The sequence below is a fragment of the Azospirillum sp. B506 genome (genome assembly GCF_000333595.1).
Classification (GTDB): Bacteria; Pseudomonadota; Alphaproteobacteria; order Azospirillales; family Azospirillaceae; genus Azospirillum.
On the sequence record NZ_BADK01000996.1, the window covers coordinates 1 to 14143 of the forward strand.

Genomic DNA, 14143 nt, shown 5'->3' on the forward strand with positions numbered 1-14143 from the left:
CGCGTGCCTGATCAGGGGCCGATCTGCGTCATCGAGGTGCTGCCGGCGAGATGGCCGGCCGGCTTCAGCGCCGCGACCCGCAACAGCGGCTTGGCGCTGCCGGCCGCCTCCACCTGCAACGGGCGCTCCTCGGCCGGCGGTTCATACACTGCGGGGAGGGCGATGGTGATGCGGGTGCCTGTCAGGATGTCGACGGTGGTGACCCGCAGGCTGCCGCTGATCCGGGTGTCGCGGCCCGACAGCAGCCGGTTGGCGGCGGCCAGATCCTCCTCCATCTTCTGCGCCACCCGCTGCATCTCGTCGCCGGCCGCGGTCAGCACATAGCCGCCGGGCAGCTTGTCGAACAGCCGGGCGCCCATCGCCTCCTCCAGCGCCGTCACCCGGCGCAGGACCGTGCTGTGGTTCACCCCCAGGACGCGCGCCGCCGCCGACAGGGAGCCATGCCGCGCAACTGCCAGCAGATAGCGAAGATCATCCCAGCTGCTGCCACTTATCATTTATTCCCGCTCATTCCTGCATATGCTTTTTGCAAAACTCCCGAATTCGCGCTCACCAGAGCACAGGCTAGGGTCTTGGCCAAGCGCAACCTGCGCCATCCAATCGGAAACCGGCTTTTCCCATGTCCGAGCTGCTTCAAGACCCCTTCGTCCAATCCAGCGTGCTGCCCCTGCTGGTCGGCGTGATCCTGGTCGGCATCCTGCACCTGCTGCGCCGTTCGCTGGCGGCCGCCGGCATCGCCGCCGGTTTCCTGGTCGTCTTCGCGCTGGTGATCGGTCTGCCGGCCCTGCCGCCGCCGTCCAGCATGGGCAAGCTGTTCTGGGCGTCGGCCGCCGGATTGCTGCTCGGTGTCGCCGCCGATGTGGTGGGTGTCCGCGGCCGGGTCGCGTCCGCCGTGCTGGCGGTCTGGCTGGCCGCCTCGCTGCTGTGGATCGCCCTGCCCGCCCTCGATTCCGCGGCGGCGGTCGTCACCCTGATCATCCTGCTCGGCACCGCGGTTTGGGTCGCTTTTGCCCGCGGTTCGGACGAGTCGGCAAGCCCGATGGCGCCGGCCTCCTCGCTGCTGGCTCTGGCGCTGGCCGTCGGCGGCACCGCGCTGATCGGCTCCTCGGCCTCGATCGCCCAGATGGCGCTGGCGCTGGCGGCGTCGGCCGGCGGCTTCCTGCTGTGGAACTGGCCGGTGGAGCGTCATGGCTGGGGCCTGTCGGGCCAGGCCGCCACCGGCATCGCCGTGCTGCTGGCCGCCGTGCTGGCCCTGTTCACCCAGACCCAGGCCGCGGTGCTGCTGTTGGCCCTGCCTGCCCTGCTCGCCGGCTGTGCGCGCCGCTTCCTTCCCCAGGGCAACGGCCGGATCGGCCGCGCCCTTTCGGCGGCCGCCGTCACGGTGGTCGCGGTCCTTCCGGCGCTGGTCGCCATCGGCGCGGCCTTCGCGCTGACCGGCGGCGAAGCGTCGCCCTACTGATCCCCCTTCCCGATCATTCAATCCTGCCTTTCCCCGGAGTTGCGTTCATGAAGAAGACCCTGTTTGCCGCCGCCCTGTTCGCCGCGACTGCCGTCGGCGCTGTTGCCCCCGCCTTCGCCGCCCCGGTCAACTACAAGATCGACCCGGCGCACACGGCCGTGGCCTTCATCGTCAACCATGTCGGCTTCTCCAACGTGATCGGCCGCTTCAACACGGTCGGCGGCGACGTGACCTTCGACAAGGACGCGGTCGAGAAGAGCGTGGTCACCGTCACCATCGACACCACCAGCGTCGACACCAACCACGCCAAGCGTGACGAGCACCTGCGCTCGCCGGACTTCTTCAATGCGAAGGAGTTCCCGAAGATGACCTTCAAGAGCACGAAGATCGAGAAGACCGGCGACAAGACCGGCAAGCTGTTCGGCGACCTGACCCTGCTGGGCGTGACCAAGCCGGTGGTGCTGGACGTCACCTTCAACAAGGACGGCGTCAGCCCGGCCAGCAAGCTGGAGACCGCCGGCTTCTCCGCCCGCGGCACGGTCAAGCGCACCGAGTTCGGCATGAAGTACGGCGCCCCGGCCATCGGCGACGACATCCAGCTGCTGATCGAGGTCGAAGCGGTCAAGTCCTGATCGCCGGCCCGGTTGTTGTAGGATGGAGGGGCCGGCTTGCCGGCCCCTTCGCATATGTACCGACCGAAGAGGAGAAACCGCGATGCCGCAGCTTGTGAACGGCGTTTGGGAAAAGGGCGACATCGCGGCCAGCGAGATCAAGGGCGGCGCCTTCCATCGCGAGCCGACCCGCTTCCGCGGCTGGATCACGCCGGACGGCGCACCCGATGGGGACGGGAACCCCACCCTGCCGGCCGTGGCCGGGCGCTATCACCTCTATGTCTCCTACCTGTGCCCCTGGGCTTCGCGCACGCTGATCTTCCGGGCGCTGAAGGGGCTGGACGGGGTGGTCGGCCTGTCCGTCGCCGAGCCGGTGCTGGGCGAGGACGGCTGGATCTATGCCGAGGAGCAGGACGGCGGACCGCGCATCGACCGCTTCCGCCACCATTACAGCCTCTACACGGCGAGCGACCCGACCTACACCGGCAAGGTGTCGGTGCCGGTCCTGTGGGATCGTCAGGAAGGCCGCATCGTCAACAACGAGTCGGCCGACATCATCCGCATCCTGAACAGCGCCTTCGATGGGCTGACCGGCAACCGGCTGGATCTCTATCCCGAGCCGCTGCGGTCGGAAATCGACCGCTGGAACGAGCTGGTCTATGGCAGCGTCAACAACGGCGTCTATCGCTGCGGCTTCGCCAAGTCGCAGGCCAGCTACGACGAGGCGTTCGACGGGCTGTTCGCCACGCTCGACCGGCTGGAGGCGCATCTGTCGGCCTGCCGCTATCTGGCGGGGGTGCATCTGACGGAGGCCGACTGGCGCCTGTTCGTGACGCTGGTCCGCTTCGACGCCGCCTATCACGGCGCCTTCAAATGCAACCTGCGGCGGATCGAGGATTATCCCAACCTGTCGGCTTACCTGCGCGAGCTGTACCAGTGGCCGGGCATCCGCGACACGGTGCGGATCGACCACATCAAGGCCGGCTACTACACCAACCCGGCGATCAACCCGACGCTGATCGTGCCGAAGGGGCCGGCGCTGGACTTCGACCGTCCGCAAGATCGCGACCGGCTGCCCGGCAAGGGCATCTGGCAGCGCGGGTGACGCATCGACGGCAGGAAGGACGCTTTCCATGAGCAGCATCCCCGCGGACGGTTCCAACGGCATCCTGCGCCTTCCCCCGGCCTCCGGGACGGCGGCACGGCGGCTGGTCATCCTGCTGCACGGCGTCGGGTCGTCCGGCGCCGACCTGATGCCGCTCGCCCAATCCTGGCGGCAGGCGCTGCCCGGCACCGCCTTCGCGGCGCCCGACGCGCCGCAGCCGTTCGACATGGGCAACGGGCATCAATGGTTCAGCATCGCCGGTGTGACGGAGGAGAACCGCCCCGCCCGCGTCGCGGCCGCCCTGCCGGCCCTCGTCGAACTCATCGAGGCCGAACGGCAGAGGGCCGGCGTCGCGCCGGCCGATGTGGCGCTGGTCGGCTTCAGCCAGGGCAGCATCATGGCGCTTCATCTCGCCATGACCGCTCCGGAGCGATGCGGCGCGGTCCTTGCCTTCGCCGGCCGCATCGCCGCGCCTGTCCCGACCCCGGACGGGGTGGAACGGCGTCCGCCGGTTCTGATGATCGGCGGTACGGCGGACAGCATCATGCCGCCGGCCGTGGTGCAGGCCGCCGCGGCGCATCTCCGCTCCGCCGGTTTTGCGGTGGAGGAGCATCTGCTGCGCGGCGTCCCCCACACCATCACCGCGGCCGGGGCGCAGCTCGGCCTAAGCTTCCTGGAGCGCGTCCTGCCCTCGGCGTGACCGCCGCGGCCGGGTGAGCAGCGTGGCGGCGGTCAGCAGCTGCCCGAGCGTCCAGAAGGTTGCCCCAGCCATCAGCAATGTCATCGACGGCCACCATGCCGCCGCCACGCGCAGCACCGCCGCCAGGGCGATCAGCCCGACCGCGGCGGTCGCCGCCGGCGGGAAGCGTTCCGGCTCCGCCTCGCGCTGAAGGGTGGTACGGATCGTCATGGCGCTGGCGAGGATGCCCAGCGCCCCGACCCCCAGCATATGCCAGCCGGCGGCGGGCGGCAGGTCGAACAGGGCGGCGCCCGCCGACAGCGACCAGCCGGCACCCAGGCAGAGATAGCCGAGATGCAGGCTGGCGATCTCTGCTTGGCGCAGCAGGCGAAGCGATTTCCAGCGGGCGAGCCGCAGCAGCGCGCTCGTCCCGGCCATCATGGCACCTGCGGCGCCGATGAGCGGCTGCAGGCCGGTGATTGCCGACAGCAGGCAGAGGACGGCTCCGGCGATGCCCAGCGCCTCCAGCCTGGGTTGAACCCGGTGCGTGAGGGCGATCCCCTGGCGGCGCAGGGCTCCGGCGGTGGCGGCGGGGATGACCCGTCCGCCCATGGTCAGCAGCAGCGTGGCGACCAGCAGCAGACCGACGGGTTGGCCTCGGTCGGGGAGAAGGCCCAGCTGCCCGGCCCAGAACAGCGCCTCGGCAAGCAGGAAGGCGCCGATCAGCGGGCCGAACACCGCATTGTGGCCACTGCGGCTGGTGCGCAGGAATGGCAGGCCGGCGACGACGAACAGCAGCAGCGGATAGGCGAAGCAGAGCGGCAGGGCGAGGACCGCCGGCAGTCCGGCCAGCAGCGCCAGCCGGCCGGCGAGCCAGGACAGGACGGCGACCGCCACCATCGGGCGCGACAGCCGCGTCATCAGGAAGCCGCCGACCACCGCCAGCGCATAGCCGAGCGTCATCTCGTGCGCATGGACCGCCGGCGACCAGCCAAGCGGCAGCAGGCCGCCGAGCTGGGCCAGCCACAGCGGGACGGCCAGCGCCGCGAAGAGGGCTGCCGCCGGATACATCGGCCGGTGGGCGCTGGTGAGGGGAGTGGGCATGGCGGGGGGCTTTCCCTGAAAGGTGCGGTCATTCTGGCGGGCGGCGGGATTTCGCGCTTTGAGCCACAACAAAGTCGTGCACGAATGGATGCTGACTGCCCAGCGAGCCAGGACGACCGCCATGCCCCCGCCTCCCGATCCCGCCGTGCTGCGCGGCATGCCGCTGTTCGCCGGGCTGGACGCCGATGGGCTGGCCGACGCGGTGGCGCTGGCGCGGCCCCGGCTGCATCCCCGCGGCACCGCCATCTTCAGCCAGGGGGAACCGGCGGCGGCCGGCCATGCGCTGATCGACGGGCGGGTGAAGATCGTGCAGACCGGCCCGGACGGTCAGCAGGTGGTGATGCGCTTCATCGGCCCCGGCGAGATGTTCGGGACGCTGGCGATCTTCACCGACGGACTCTATCCGGCCGACGCCGTCGCGGTCGCCGATTGCGTCGAGCTGTCCTGGCCGGCCGCGACGATGACCGAGCTGATGGACCGCCATCCCGCCATCGCCCGCAATGCGCTGTCGATCGTCGGCGGCCGGCTGCGCGAGTTGCAGAACCGGCTTCGGGAGGTGGCGACCGAGCGGGTGGAGCGCCGCATCGCCCATGCCCTGCTGCGTCTGGTGCGTCAGGCCGGGCGGCGGGTCGAGGCGGGGGTGGAGATCGACTTTCCGCTGTCCCGGCAGGATGTGGCGGAGATGACGGGGACGACGCTCCACACCGTCAGCCGCACCCTGTCGGCCTGGGAAAGCCAGGGCATCGTCGAGAGCGGCCGGCAGCAGGTGGTGATCCGCAAGCCTCACGCGCTGGTCGCCATCGCCGAGGATCTGCCGCCGGTGCCGAAACGGGAGTGACCGCCCGCCGGGTTGCGGTGGCGCAAAGACCGCCGGTGGCCGGGGGGATAAGGTGGTGGCCTGTCCACCGTGCCGGAGCATGCCGAAATGACGGCCCGCGAACTCCAGCTCGCCGATCTGACCATGGCCGAGTTCATGCGTGGGCGCCCGGCGGCGGTGCCGGTGCTGCTGCGCCATGGCCTTGCCTGCCCCGGCTGTGCCATGGCGCCCTTCATGACGGTGAGCGAGGCGGCCGAGGCCTATGGTTTGGAGCTTGGCGCCCTGCTGGAGGAGATGGCCGGCCTGGACGGGCCGGCGTGTTCTTCGATGGAGACCGTGTGATGCACACCGACAGCCTGACCGGACGCCTCCTGCATGACGACCACCATCGCGTGATGGATCTGCTGGACCGGCTCGACACCCTGTTCGGCCGTCACGGTGGGGACAGTCTGCCGGTGCTGACGGCGGAGGAGCGGAACATCGTCGTAGATCTCGCCGCCGAGCTGGACGGGCCGCTGGAGAGCCATTTCGCGGCGGCGGAGGCGCTGTTCCCGGTGCTGGCCTCGGCGGGCGGGCATGAGTGGACGGCCGACCTTCTGGAGGACCACGAGCATATGCGGCCGATTGCCCGCCGGCTGGGCCGCTTCTGCGCGCTGGCCCTGCGCGAGGGATTCGACCGGGACAGCTGGCCGGTCTTGCGCAGCTTCGGCGAGGAGCTGGTGCGGGTCCTGGTCCTGCACATCCAGAAGGAGGAAACGACGCTGGTTCCGGCCACCGATGCCCTGCTGTCGGCTGAGGAGGACAGGGCGTTCTCCGCGGCGATGAACAGTTGAGCGCTCACCCGCTCCGGCGTTTGTGCCGGAGCAAAGAAGGGGGCGGCGATTCGGGTTACAGGGGGCATGGCGATTTTGCGGCGATCCTGCCGCAGCCCCACAGACCAGACGGACGACGATGCCGACCACCCTTTCAAAACCCGCCCAGCCCACTCCCGCCCAGCTTACTCCTGCCCAGGCCGAGCCGGTTCTCGATCTCCGCACCATCCCGCCCTATCAGCGCCACCAGCTGATCTTCGCATCGGTGCAGGATCTGTCGCCCGGCGACGGCTTCTCGCTGGTCAACGACCATGACCCGCGCCCGCTGCACCACCAGTTGCTCAGCCTGTTCGGCGCCGGATTCTCCTGGGAATATCTGCAACAGGGACCCGAAGTCTGGGCAGTGCGCATCGCCCTGCCCCAGGGTGCGGCCGCAACCAGCCTGCGCGTGTGCATCGACCGCAACGGCGACGTGACGGTCGCGGCGGCGGACGCGCGGCTGGGGCCTGACGGCAACGGCGGCTCGGTCTGCGAGGTGACGGATGTCCCGCCGGGCACGCTGGAGGACGACGTGCTGGCGCTGTTGCAGGGCGTCATCCCGCCGGCCGGCGTGGTCGGCATCGCCTATGAGCGGCTGCTGGCCCGGCGCAACGGTTCCTGCTGCGGCGGCATGTGCGGCTGAGGGGCTTCCGCGACCGAAGGTCAGGGTTGCGGCAACCATTCCTGCCCCGACCGGTTCTCTGTGCGAGGCATCGCCGCCTCGCACAGAGAAGTGCCGGATCAGGAGACCGCCATGGACCGCAAGGACGACACCGTCACGCCGCAGGACCCGCGCAGCAAATACCCGCGCCCGCCCTTCAACGGCCAGTCGCAGCCCTGGCCGGGGCTGGCCCGTGACATGGACCCGCCGCCGGACCATGGCGAGACCAGCTACAGGGGGGCCGGCCGGCTGGCAGGGCGCAAGGCATTGATCACCGGCGGCGATTCCGGCATGGGCCGGGCCGCCGCCATCGCCTATGCCCGCGAGGGCGCCGACGTCGCCATCAATTATTTCCCGACCGAGGAGCCGGACGCCCAGGACGTCGTCGCCCTGATCGAGGAGGCCGGCCGCAAGGCGGTGGCGATCCCCGGCGATCTGCGCGACGAGGTCTTCTGCCGAAAGCTGGTGGCCGATGCCGTTGCGGGCCTGGGCGGGCTGGACATCCTTGTCTGCAACGCGGCGCGTCAGCAGGCCTTCCCATCGATCCTCGACATCAGCAGCGAGGAGTTCGACGCGACGATGAAGACCAACATCTACGCCCCCTTCTGGATCATCAAGGCCGCCCTGCCCCACCTGAAGCCGGGCTCCGTCATCATCGGCACCACCTCGGAACAGGCCTACGACCCGACGCCCGACCTGTACGCCTATGCCCAGACCAAGGCGGCGACGATGAATTACGTCAAGTCGCTGGCCAAGCAGCTGGCGGGTAAGGGCATCCGCGTCAACGGCGTGGCCCCCGGCCCGATCTGGACCCCCTTGCAGGTCAGCGGCGGCGCCAGCCAGGAGAAGCTGAAGCAATTCGGCAGCCAGACCCCCTTTGGGCGCCCCGGCCAGCCGGCCGAGCTTGCCAGCATCTATGTCCAGCTCGCCGCGGAGGATGCCAGCTTCACCACCGGCCATGTCTATGGCGCGGCCGGCGGCAGCGGCCAGCCGTAAGGGCGGCCGGGATCACCACTCGCCGTACCGTGCGACGATGCCGCGAAAGAGCGCGTCGCGTTCGGCGCCGAGATGCGTCTGGCTTGCATCCCCGCTTGCATCCTTGCCGACGGCCGTGTGGACCATCACCAGCTTCAGCATTGGGTCGACATAGATCGCCTGCCCATAGATGCCCAGCAGAACGAAGCGGCGATGGCTGCCGGGCAGCAGCCAGACCTGGAACCCATAGCCGTAATAGGTGCTGTCGCGCCACCGCATCTGTCCGGGGCGGAAGGCCGGGGGCTGGCGCGATGCCTCCGTCATGTCGAGTAGATGGTCGGCCGAGATGACGGGACGGCCGGACACCAGCCCGTCATTGGCCAGCATCAGTCCAAGGCGGCCGTAATCGCGGACGGTGGCATTGAAGTCGCCTTGCGCCACCTCCGCCCGGTCGGCCGGATTCAGCATCCAGCTTGCCCCGGCCTCCGCCCCGATGGGGCGCCAGATCCTTTCGCCGATATAGTCGCACAGGGTCCTGCCGGTCGCGGCGCGCAGCACAAGGCCGAGGATCTGCGTCTGGGCACCGGCATAATTGAACCGGGTGCCTTCCGGCTCGGCGCGTTCGGCGATGCTGCGGGCGGCGGCGATGTTGCCGTCCCGGCGCGTGATCCGATTGTAGGCCGCACGGTCATCGTCCGGCTTGTAGGTCTCGATGAATTTCGCGCCGGAGGCCATGCGCAACAGATTGACGATTTTCGTCTCGCCATAGAGCGTGCCCCGCAGCTCCGGCACATAGGTCGCGGCGGTATCGTCGAACGAGCGGATCGCACCGTCTTCCAGCGCTTTGACGAGACCGAGCGCGGTGATCGTCTTCGCCATGGAGTTCGACAGCATCCTCATGTCGGGCGTGCGCCCGTAGTTGTAACGTTCGGCAACGATCCTGCCGTCATGCAGCACGAGAACGGCCGTGGCCCGCTGGCGCTGCACATAGTCGTCGAGCGTGTATGTCCCGCCGGAGAAGCGGTAGCCGAAATTGACCGGTGTCCCGACCGGCAGGTCCAGCGGGACCGGGGCCGGATCGAGCGCGCAGGAGGGAGCCAGCGTGTCGAGCGCGCTGAAGGAGCCGACCCGGTAACGCTCCCTGCGGCTGTCGCCGATGGTCGGCGCGACCGGGTAGCCCGCGGCCTTGCCCAGGATGTCCTCATCCGGGGCGGCGGCGGATGGGCGTGGAACAAGGGCGAGCAGCAGCAGGACCGCCAGGAGCCGGGGGAAGCGAGGCAGGGAAATTTGTCCGCGATCCATCGTCTTCCTCCCTCGATGCCGCCCGGATGCAATCAATAGCGCATGGCTCCTCCGATTTCGCGTTCCTCGTGTGGATCGGAGGGCGGATGGCTGGGAAGGGACGGTCATCCGATTGCGATGCCTGGACCCTGGGGCACCCGCTGACGGATGCCGGAAAACAGTTTGCGGTGGCGCAACGATGCCGGAGCCGACGGCCGTCATGCTGGCGTCAAGGCCGCCCAATCAAGGGCGGCACCGGTTGGAGACAGCATCATGACCAAGATCGCCCTCGGTACCGCGCTTTACCGCGACCACCATGCCACGGTCGGCCAGCTGGTCGGCCGCATCGAGCTGCAGCTTGCCTCACGGTCGGTGGAGACCGATCCGGCGGCGCTGATCGCCACGGTGCGGGAGCTGTTCGGCATCTTCGCCGTCCACCTGTCGCTGGAAGACAGTGCGCTCTATCCCCGGCTGCTGGCGCATCCCGACGCCACGCTGCGCGGCACGGCGGCGCGGTTCCAGGCGGAGATGGGCGATCTGCGGGCGCGGTTCGACCTGTACCGGACGCGCTGGCCCGGTCCGGTGGCGGTCGCCAAGGACCCGGTCGCCTTCGTCCGCGAGACCCGCGAGGTGGTCACTGCGCTGAAACACCGCATCGGCCGCGAGGATCGCGAGCTGTACGACCTGATCGACCGCGCCGGGCTGGCGACCGCGGCCTGACGGCCGACCTTTCAAGCGTGAACTTGACCGAGGTCAATGACGTCAGGCGGTTACCGGCTTTCATGGGCGGCGGAATGACCGATGAGGAGGGAAGCCGCCCATGCGCGATCCCGATGTCGCAACGAGTGTTTCCGAAGAACGCGCCCGCCGGTTCGAGACCGGGCTGAGCCGGGCCGGGCTGGGTCTGGTGCCCAAGCTGGGGCGGCGAGCCAGCGATGCGCTGCTCGCCCGCCTGCTGCGGCTGCTGGCCGACCGGCATCCCCGCGCCTTCGAGGCGCTGCGCGAACTGCAGGACGCCCGCGTTCTGATCGAGCCGGTGGATGCTCCGGTGGCGCTTCTGATGCGCGTCGGCCCGGAATTGTCGCTGCATGCCCTGCCCCGTGGCGCGGATGGTCTGGGTGAGGCGGCGGCCGATGCCGTGGTCCGGGGACCTTATGCCCGGCTGCTCGACCTGCTGGAAGGGCGGATCGACGGCGATGCCCTGTTCTTCCGGCGCGAGCTGGCCATCTCGGGCGATACCGCCCTGATTCTCGCCCTCCGCAACACGCTGGACGGCGAGGACGAGATGGATCTGGTGGCTGACGCCGTTTCCATCGCCGGGCCGCTGGCGCGTGCGCTGCCGGTGCTGCGGCGGAACGCCGGGCCGGTGCTGGACCGGATCGAGGCCGCGCGCCGGCTGCTGCCGCCGCCGCTGCGGCGCGGGATCGAACGGGTGGAGGCCCGCATCACCGGAGCGCTGCCCGGCACTTTGCCGGGGAAGTTGCCGGGCATGGGGGCATAGGGAATCATGGACAATTTCGAACTGATCTGTCCGGCGGGGACCCCGGCCGCGCTGCGTGCCGCTGTCGATGCCGGGGCCGATGCCGTCTATCTCGGCTTCCGCGACGAAACCAATGCCCGGAACTTCCCGGGGCTGAACTTCACCCGCCAGGATGTGGCCGACGCGGTGGACTATGCCCATGCCCGGCGGGTCGAGGTCTATGTCGCCATCAACACCTATCCGCAGGCCGGCAATCTCGGCCCCTGGCAGAAGGCGGTGGACGATGCGGCGCGGCTGAAGGTCGATGCGGTCATCATGGCCGATCCGGGGCTGCTGGCCTATGCCGCCAAGCGCCATCCCGACCTGCGCCTGCACCTGTCGGTCCAGGCCTCCGCCGCGAATGTGGAGGCGATCCGGCTGTACCGCGATGCCTTCGGCGTGCGGCGGGTGGTGCTGCCGCGCGTGCTGACGGTGCCGGACATCGCCAGGCTGAACGCCGAGATCGACATCGAGACCGAGGTGTTCGTCTTCGGCGGCCTCTGCCCGATGGCGGAAGGGCGCTGCTCGCTGTCCTCCTACGCCACCGGCCTGTCGCCCAACAAGCAAGGCGTCTGTTCGCCGGCCAACCATGTCCGCTACGAGCAGCGGGGCGGCGCGCTGGCCTCGACGCTGGGCGGCTTCACCATCAACGTGTTCGGCGAGGGCGAGCAGGCCGGCTATCCGACCCTGTGCAAGGGCCGCTTCGTCGCCGGGGCCGGCAGTGGCGAGGGGCCGGCCTATCTGTTCGAGGAGCCGACCAGCCTCAACGCGATGGATCTGCTGCCGGAGCTGAAGGCGGCCGGCGTGCGGGCGCTGAAGATCGAGGGGCGGCAGCGCGGCAAGGCCTATATCGCCGCGGTGGTCCGCGCCTATCGCGAGGCGCTGGAAAGCTTCGCCGCCGGGCGGCCGGTGCCGCACATCGATCTCCAGGCGATGGTCGAGGGCGGAACCCAGACCACCGGCGCCTACACCCGTGCGTGGCGATAAGGAGTTTTTCGGAATGACTGCGTCACTCACTCTGGGGCCGGTGCTGTTCAACTGGCCGGTCGACCGCTGGCGCGACTTCTACGCCCGCATCGCCGACGAGGCGCCGGTGGACACCGTCATCGTCGGTGAGGTCGTCTGCTTCAAGCGGGCGCCCTTCTTCGCCGAGGCGATGGGCGAGGTGATCGAGCGGTTGAGCGCCGCCGGCAAGACGGTGTGGCTCGCCAGCCCGATCCTGGTCGGCAGCGAACGCGAACGGTCGGCTATGCGCGATCTGGTGAACGCAGATGCCGGTCTTGTGGAGGCGAACGACATGGGGGCGCTGGCCCTGCTGGCCGGGCGGCCCCATGCGGTCGGGCCGACGATCAACGTCTACAACGAGGCGACGCTGGGCTGGATGGCGGAGCGCGGGGCGGTGGCGGTGTCGCTGCCCGCCGAGCTGCCGGCCGCCACCGTCGGGGTGCTGGCCAGAGCCGGGCGGGAGTTGGGAGTCGAGACGGAGGTGCAGGTCTGGGGCCGGGCGCCGCTCGCCATCTCGGCCCGCTGCTATCATGCGCGCGCCCATGGGCTGCACAAGGACGGCTGCCAGTTCGTCTGCGGCAACGACCCGGACGGCATGCCGGTGACGACGATGGACGGGCAACCCTTCCTGACCGTCAACGGCACGCAGACGATGTCGCACGGCTGTCTGTGCCTGGCGGCGGAGATGCCAGAGCTGGTGGCGATGGGGGTTTCGCGCTTCCGGCTGTCGCCGCAGGCCATGGACATGGTGCGGGTGGCCGAGGCGTTCCGCGCGGTGCTGGACGGGCGGCGCGACGGGGCGGAGGTCGCCGCGGAACTGGGTGGGTCGATCGCGGCGCCGCTGGTCAACGGGTTCTACCACGACACCGCCGGGGCGTTGCGGGTGGCGTGACGGGACGGCCCGCCGTGCCGTCCATCCCCTGGATGGCGCCAGAACCTGTCCGGTGCCTTGCAATAGGCACCGGACAGACCCCAAGCTTTTGGTTTTTCGTGTAAGCCTCTGGAATTTTTTGGGCTTTCCGTCATCCCCGCGCAGGCGGGGATCCAAGTTCACCCATAGGATTCGCCTGGGACACGCTGGAGTCCCGCCTGCGCGGGAATGACGGCCGCTCCGGGACGTGCTTGGCTTTGACGGACAAGCATCGTCACGTCAGCCCAGGAACCGACAGGGTGGGAGACGGTGCGAAAGCACGGTGTCCCCCTTCTCCGGTCGATGCAGCGCCGGCCGCACCATTCAAGACCATTGCCTGAGACAGTTGCGCGATTAGAGTCGCTAAGGCCTTTCTCTACAGCGACCGATGGAACCAACGTCGTGCCAATCCGCAGACTGGACTTGAATCTGCTCCGGGTGTTCGAAACCGTCATGCAGCATCGCAGCGTGATCGGGGCCAGCAGGGAGCTACGGATAACGCCCTCGGCGGTCAGCCACGCGCTCGCCCGGCTGCGTCAGGCGCTGGACGATGACCTGTTCATCCCCGGCGATTCCGGGATGGAGCCGACCGCCCGCGCCCTCCAATTGTCCCCCGGCATCGCCGATGGGCTGGGACGGATCGCCGACGCGATGAGCACGAAGGTCTTTGTCCCCTCGGAGGCGGTGCGCACCTTCCGCATCGCCGCGACCGACTATGCGGCGGTGGCCGTCCTGCCGCGTGTTGTCGCACGGATCGGCCCCATTGCGCCGCAAATCGATCTGCGGGTGTTTCCGCTTAACCGCATGGATGTGGTTCGACAGCTCGACGACGGCCGGGTCGATTTCGTGATCGGCTGGTTTGCCGACCTGCCGGACCGCGTGCGCCACACCACGCTGTTCCAGGAAGCGGAAGCCGTGGTCGTTCGCAACGGACATCCGCTGACCACCGGGCCGGTGACACGGGAGCGCCTGTTCGAATTTCCCCATATCGTGGTGGAGTTGACCGGCAGTGAAGAGGTGGCGGCCGATGGGTTCATCGACGACCGCGGGGTATCGCGCCGGGTCTGGATCGAACGGCTGATCCTCGAAGCGGCCGACGGAGACAAGGGGCTGACCGGCCGGGTGGCGGTATCGGTCCCGCACTTTGCCGCCGTTTCCCCGCTTCT

The 14143-nt window shown here is 69.3% G+C and carries 17 protein-coding genes; 14 read left to right on the forward strand and 3 right to left on the reverse strand.

What is annotated here, in order from left to right; genetic code table 11:
• Positions 1–11: 11 nt before the first annotated feature.
• On the reverse strand, positions 12–497 hold the full coding sequence (locus I71_RS30830) for a LysR family transcriptional regulator (RefSeq protein ID WP_244434159.1): 486 nt from the start codon (positions 495–497) through the stop codon (positions 12–14).
• A gap of 122 nt (positions 498–619) precedes the next feature.
• On the opposite strand from I71_RS30830, the gene I71_RS30835 reads away from it, so the two are divergent.
• The 4 genes from I71_RS30835 to I71_RS30850 all read left to right on the forward strand — a co-directional run bounded on the left by I71_RS30835 (position 620) and on the right by I71_RS30850 (position 3875).
• On the forward strand, positions 620–1459 hold the full coding sequence (locus tag I71_RS30835; protein ID WP_042703339.1) for a hypothetical protein: 840 nt from the start codon (positions 620–622) through the stop codon (positions 1457–1459).
• A gap of 47 nt (positions 1460–1506) precedes the next feature.
• On the forward strand, positions 1507–2091 hold the full coding sequence (locus I71_RS30840; RefSeq protein WP_042703341.1) for a YceI family protein: 585 nt from the start codon (positions 1507–1509) through the stop codon (positions 2089–2091).
• Between the two features lie 82 nt (positions 2092–2173).
• Complete coding sequence (locus I71_RS30845; RefSeq protein ID WP_042703343.1) at positions 2174–3175, forward strand: glutathione S-transferase family protein; 1002 nt, start codon at positions 2174–2176, stop codon at positions 3173–3175.
• 28 nt (positions 3176–3203) lie between these two features.
• Entirely contained in the window at positions 3204–3875 is a 672-nt protein-coding gene (locus tag I71_RS30850) for an alpha/beta hydrolase (RefSeq protein WP_049976415.1), read from the forward strand.
• Here I71_RS30850 and I71_RS30855 read toward each other — a convergent pair.
• Positions 3840–4958: an NnrS family protein gene (locus tag I71_RS30855; protein ID WP_049976416.1), complete on the reverse strand. Its 1119-nt coding sequence runs from the start codon at positions 4956–4958 to the stop codon at positions 3840–3842. The genes I71_RS30850 and I71_RS30855 overlap by 36 nt on opposite strands.
• A 121-nt stretch (positions 4959–5079) precedes the next feature.
• On the opposite strand from I71_RS30855, the gene I71_RS30860 reads away from it, so the two are divergent.
• The 5 genes from I71_RS30860 (at position 5080) to I71_RS30880 (ending at position 8283) form a co-directional block, all read left to right on the forward strand.
• Positions 5080–5796, forward strand: a complete 717-nt coding sequence (locus tag I71_RS30860) for a Crp/Fnr family transcriptional regulator (protein WP_042703345.1) — start codon at positions 5080–5082, stop codon at positions 5794–5796.
• Positions 5797–5883: 87 nt separating this feature from the next.
• Complete coding sequence (locus I71_RS30865) at positions 5884–6117, forward strand: DUF1858 domain-containing protein (RefSeq protein WP_042703347.1); 234 nt, start codon at positions 5884–5886, stop codon at positions 6115–6117.
• Positions 6117–6608: a hemerythrin domain-containing protein gene (locus I71_RS30870; RefSeq protein WP_042703348.1), complete on the forward strand. Its 492-nt coding sequence runs from the start codon at positions 6117–6119 to the stop codon at positions 6606–6608. Before I71_RS30865 ends, I71_RS30870 begins: the two co-directional genes overlap by 1 nt.
• A gap of 118 nt (positions 6609–6726) precedes the next feature.
• Entirely contained in the window at positions 6727–7269 is a 543-nt protein-coding gene (locus I71_RS30875; protein WP_042703350.1) for a DUF2249 domain-containing protein, read from the forward strand.
• Between the two features lie 111 nt (positions 7270–7380).
• The gene (locus I71_RS30880) at positions 7381–8283 is read left to right on the forward strand and encodes an SDR family oxidoreductase (RefSeq protein ID WP_042703352.1); all 903 of its coding nucleotides are present in this window, start codon (positions 7381–7383) and stop codon (positions 8281–8283) included.
• Positions 8284–8295: 12 nt separating this feature from the next.
• Here the strand turns inward: I71_RS30880 and I71_RS30885 are convergent, their stop codons facing one another.
• Complete coding sequence (locus I71_RS30885; protein ID WP_083897475.1) at positions 8296–9564, reverse strand: serine hydrolase; 1269 nt, start codon at positions 9562–9564, stop codon at positions 8296–8298.
• Positions 9565–9816: 252 nt separating this feature from the next.
• Here I71_RS30885 and I71_RS30890 point away from each other — a divergent pair, with 252 nt between their 5' ends.
• The 5 genes from I71_RS30890 to I71_RS30910 all read left to right on the forward strand — a co-directional run.
• The gene (locus I71_RS30890) at positions 9817–10263 is read left to right on the forward strand and encodes a hemerythrin domain-containing protein (RefSeq protein ID WP_042703368.1); all 447 of its coding nucleotides are present in this window, start codon (positions 9817–9819) and stop codon (positions 10261–10263) included.
• 100 nt (positions 10264–10363) lie between these two features.
• The gene (locus I71_RS30895) at positions 10364–11044 is read left to right on the forward strand and encodes an SCP2 domain-containing protein (protein WP_042703354.1); all 681 of its coding nucleotides are present in this window, start codon (positions 10364–10366) and stop codon (positions 11042–11044) included.
• Between the two features lie 6 nt (positions 11045–11050).
• On the forward strand, positions 11051–12049 hold the full coding sequence (locus I71_RS30900) for a peptidase U32 family protein (RefSeq protein ID WP_042703356.1): 999 nt from the start codon (positions 11051–11053) through the stop codon (positions 12047–12049).
• 13 nt (positions 12050–12062) lie between these two features.
• Positions 12063–12959 (forward strand): U32 family peptidase, encoded by an 897-nt coding sequence (locus I71_RS30905; RefSeq protein WP_042703358.1) that lies wholly within the window; start codon positions 12063–12065, stop codon positions 12957–12959.
• Positions 12960–13310: 351 nt separating this feature from the next.
• On the forward strand, positions 13311–14143 hold an 833-nt coding region (locus I71_RS30910), incomplete at its 3' end, for a LysR family transcriptional regulator (protein WP_244434160.1).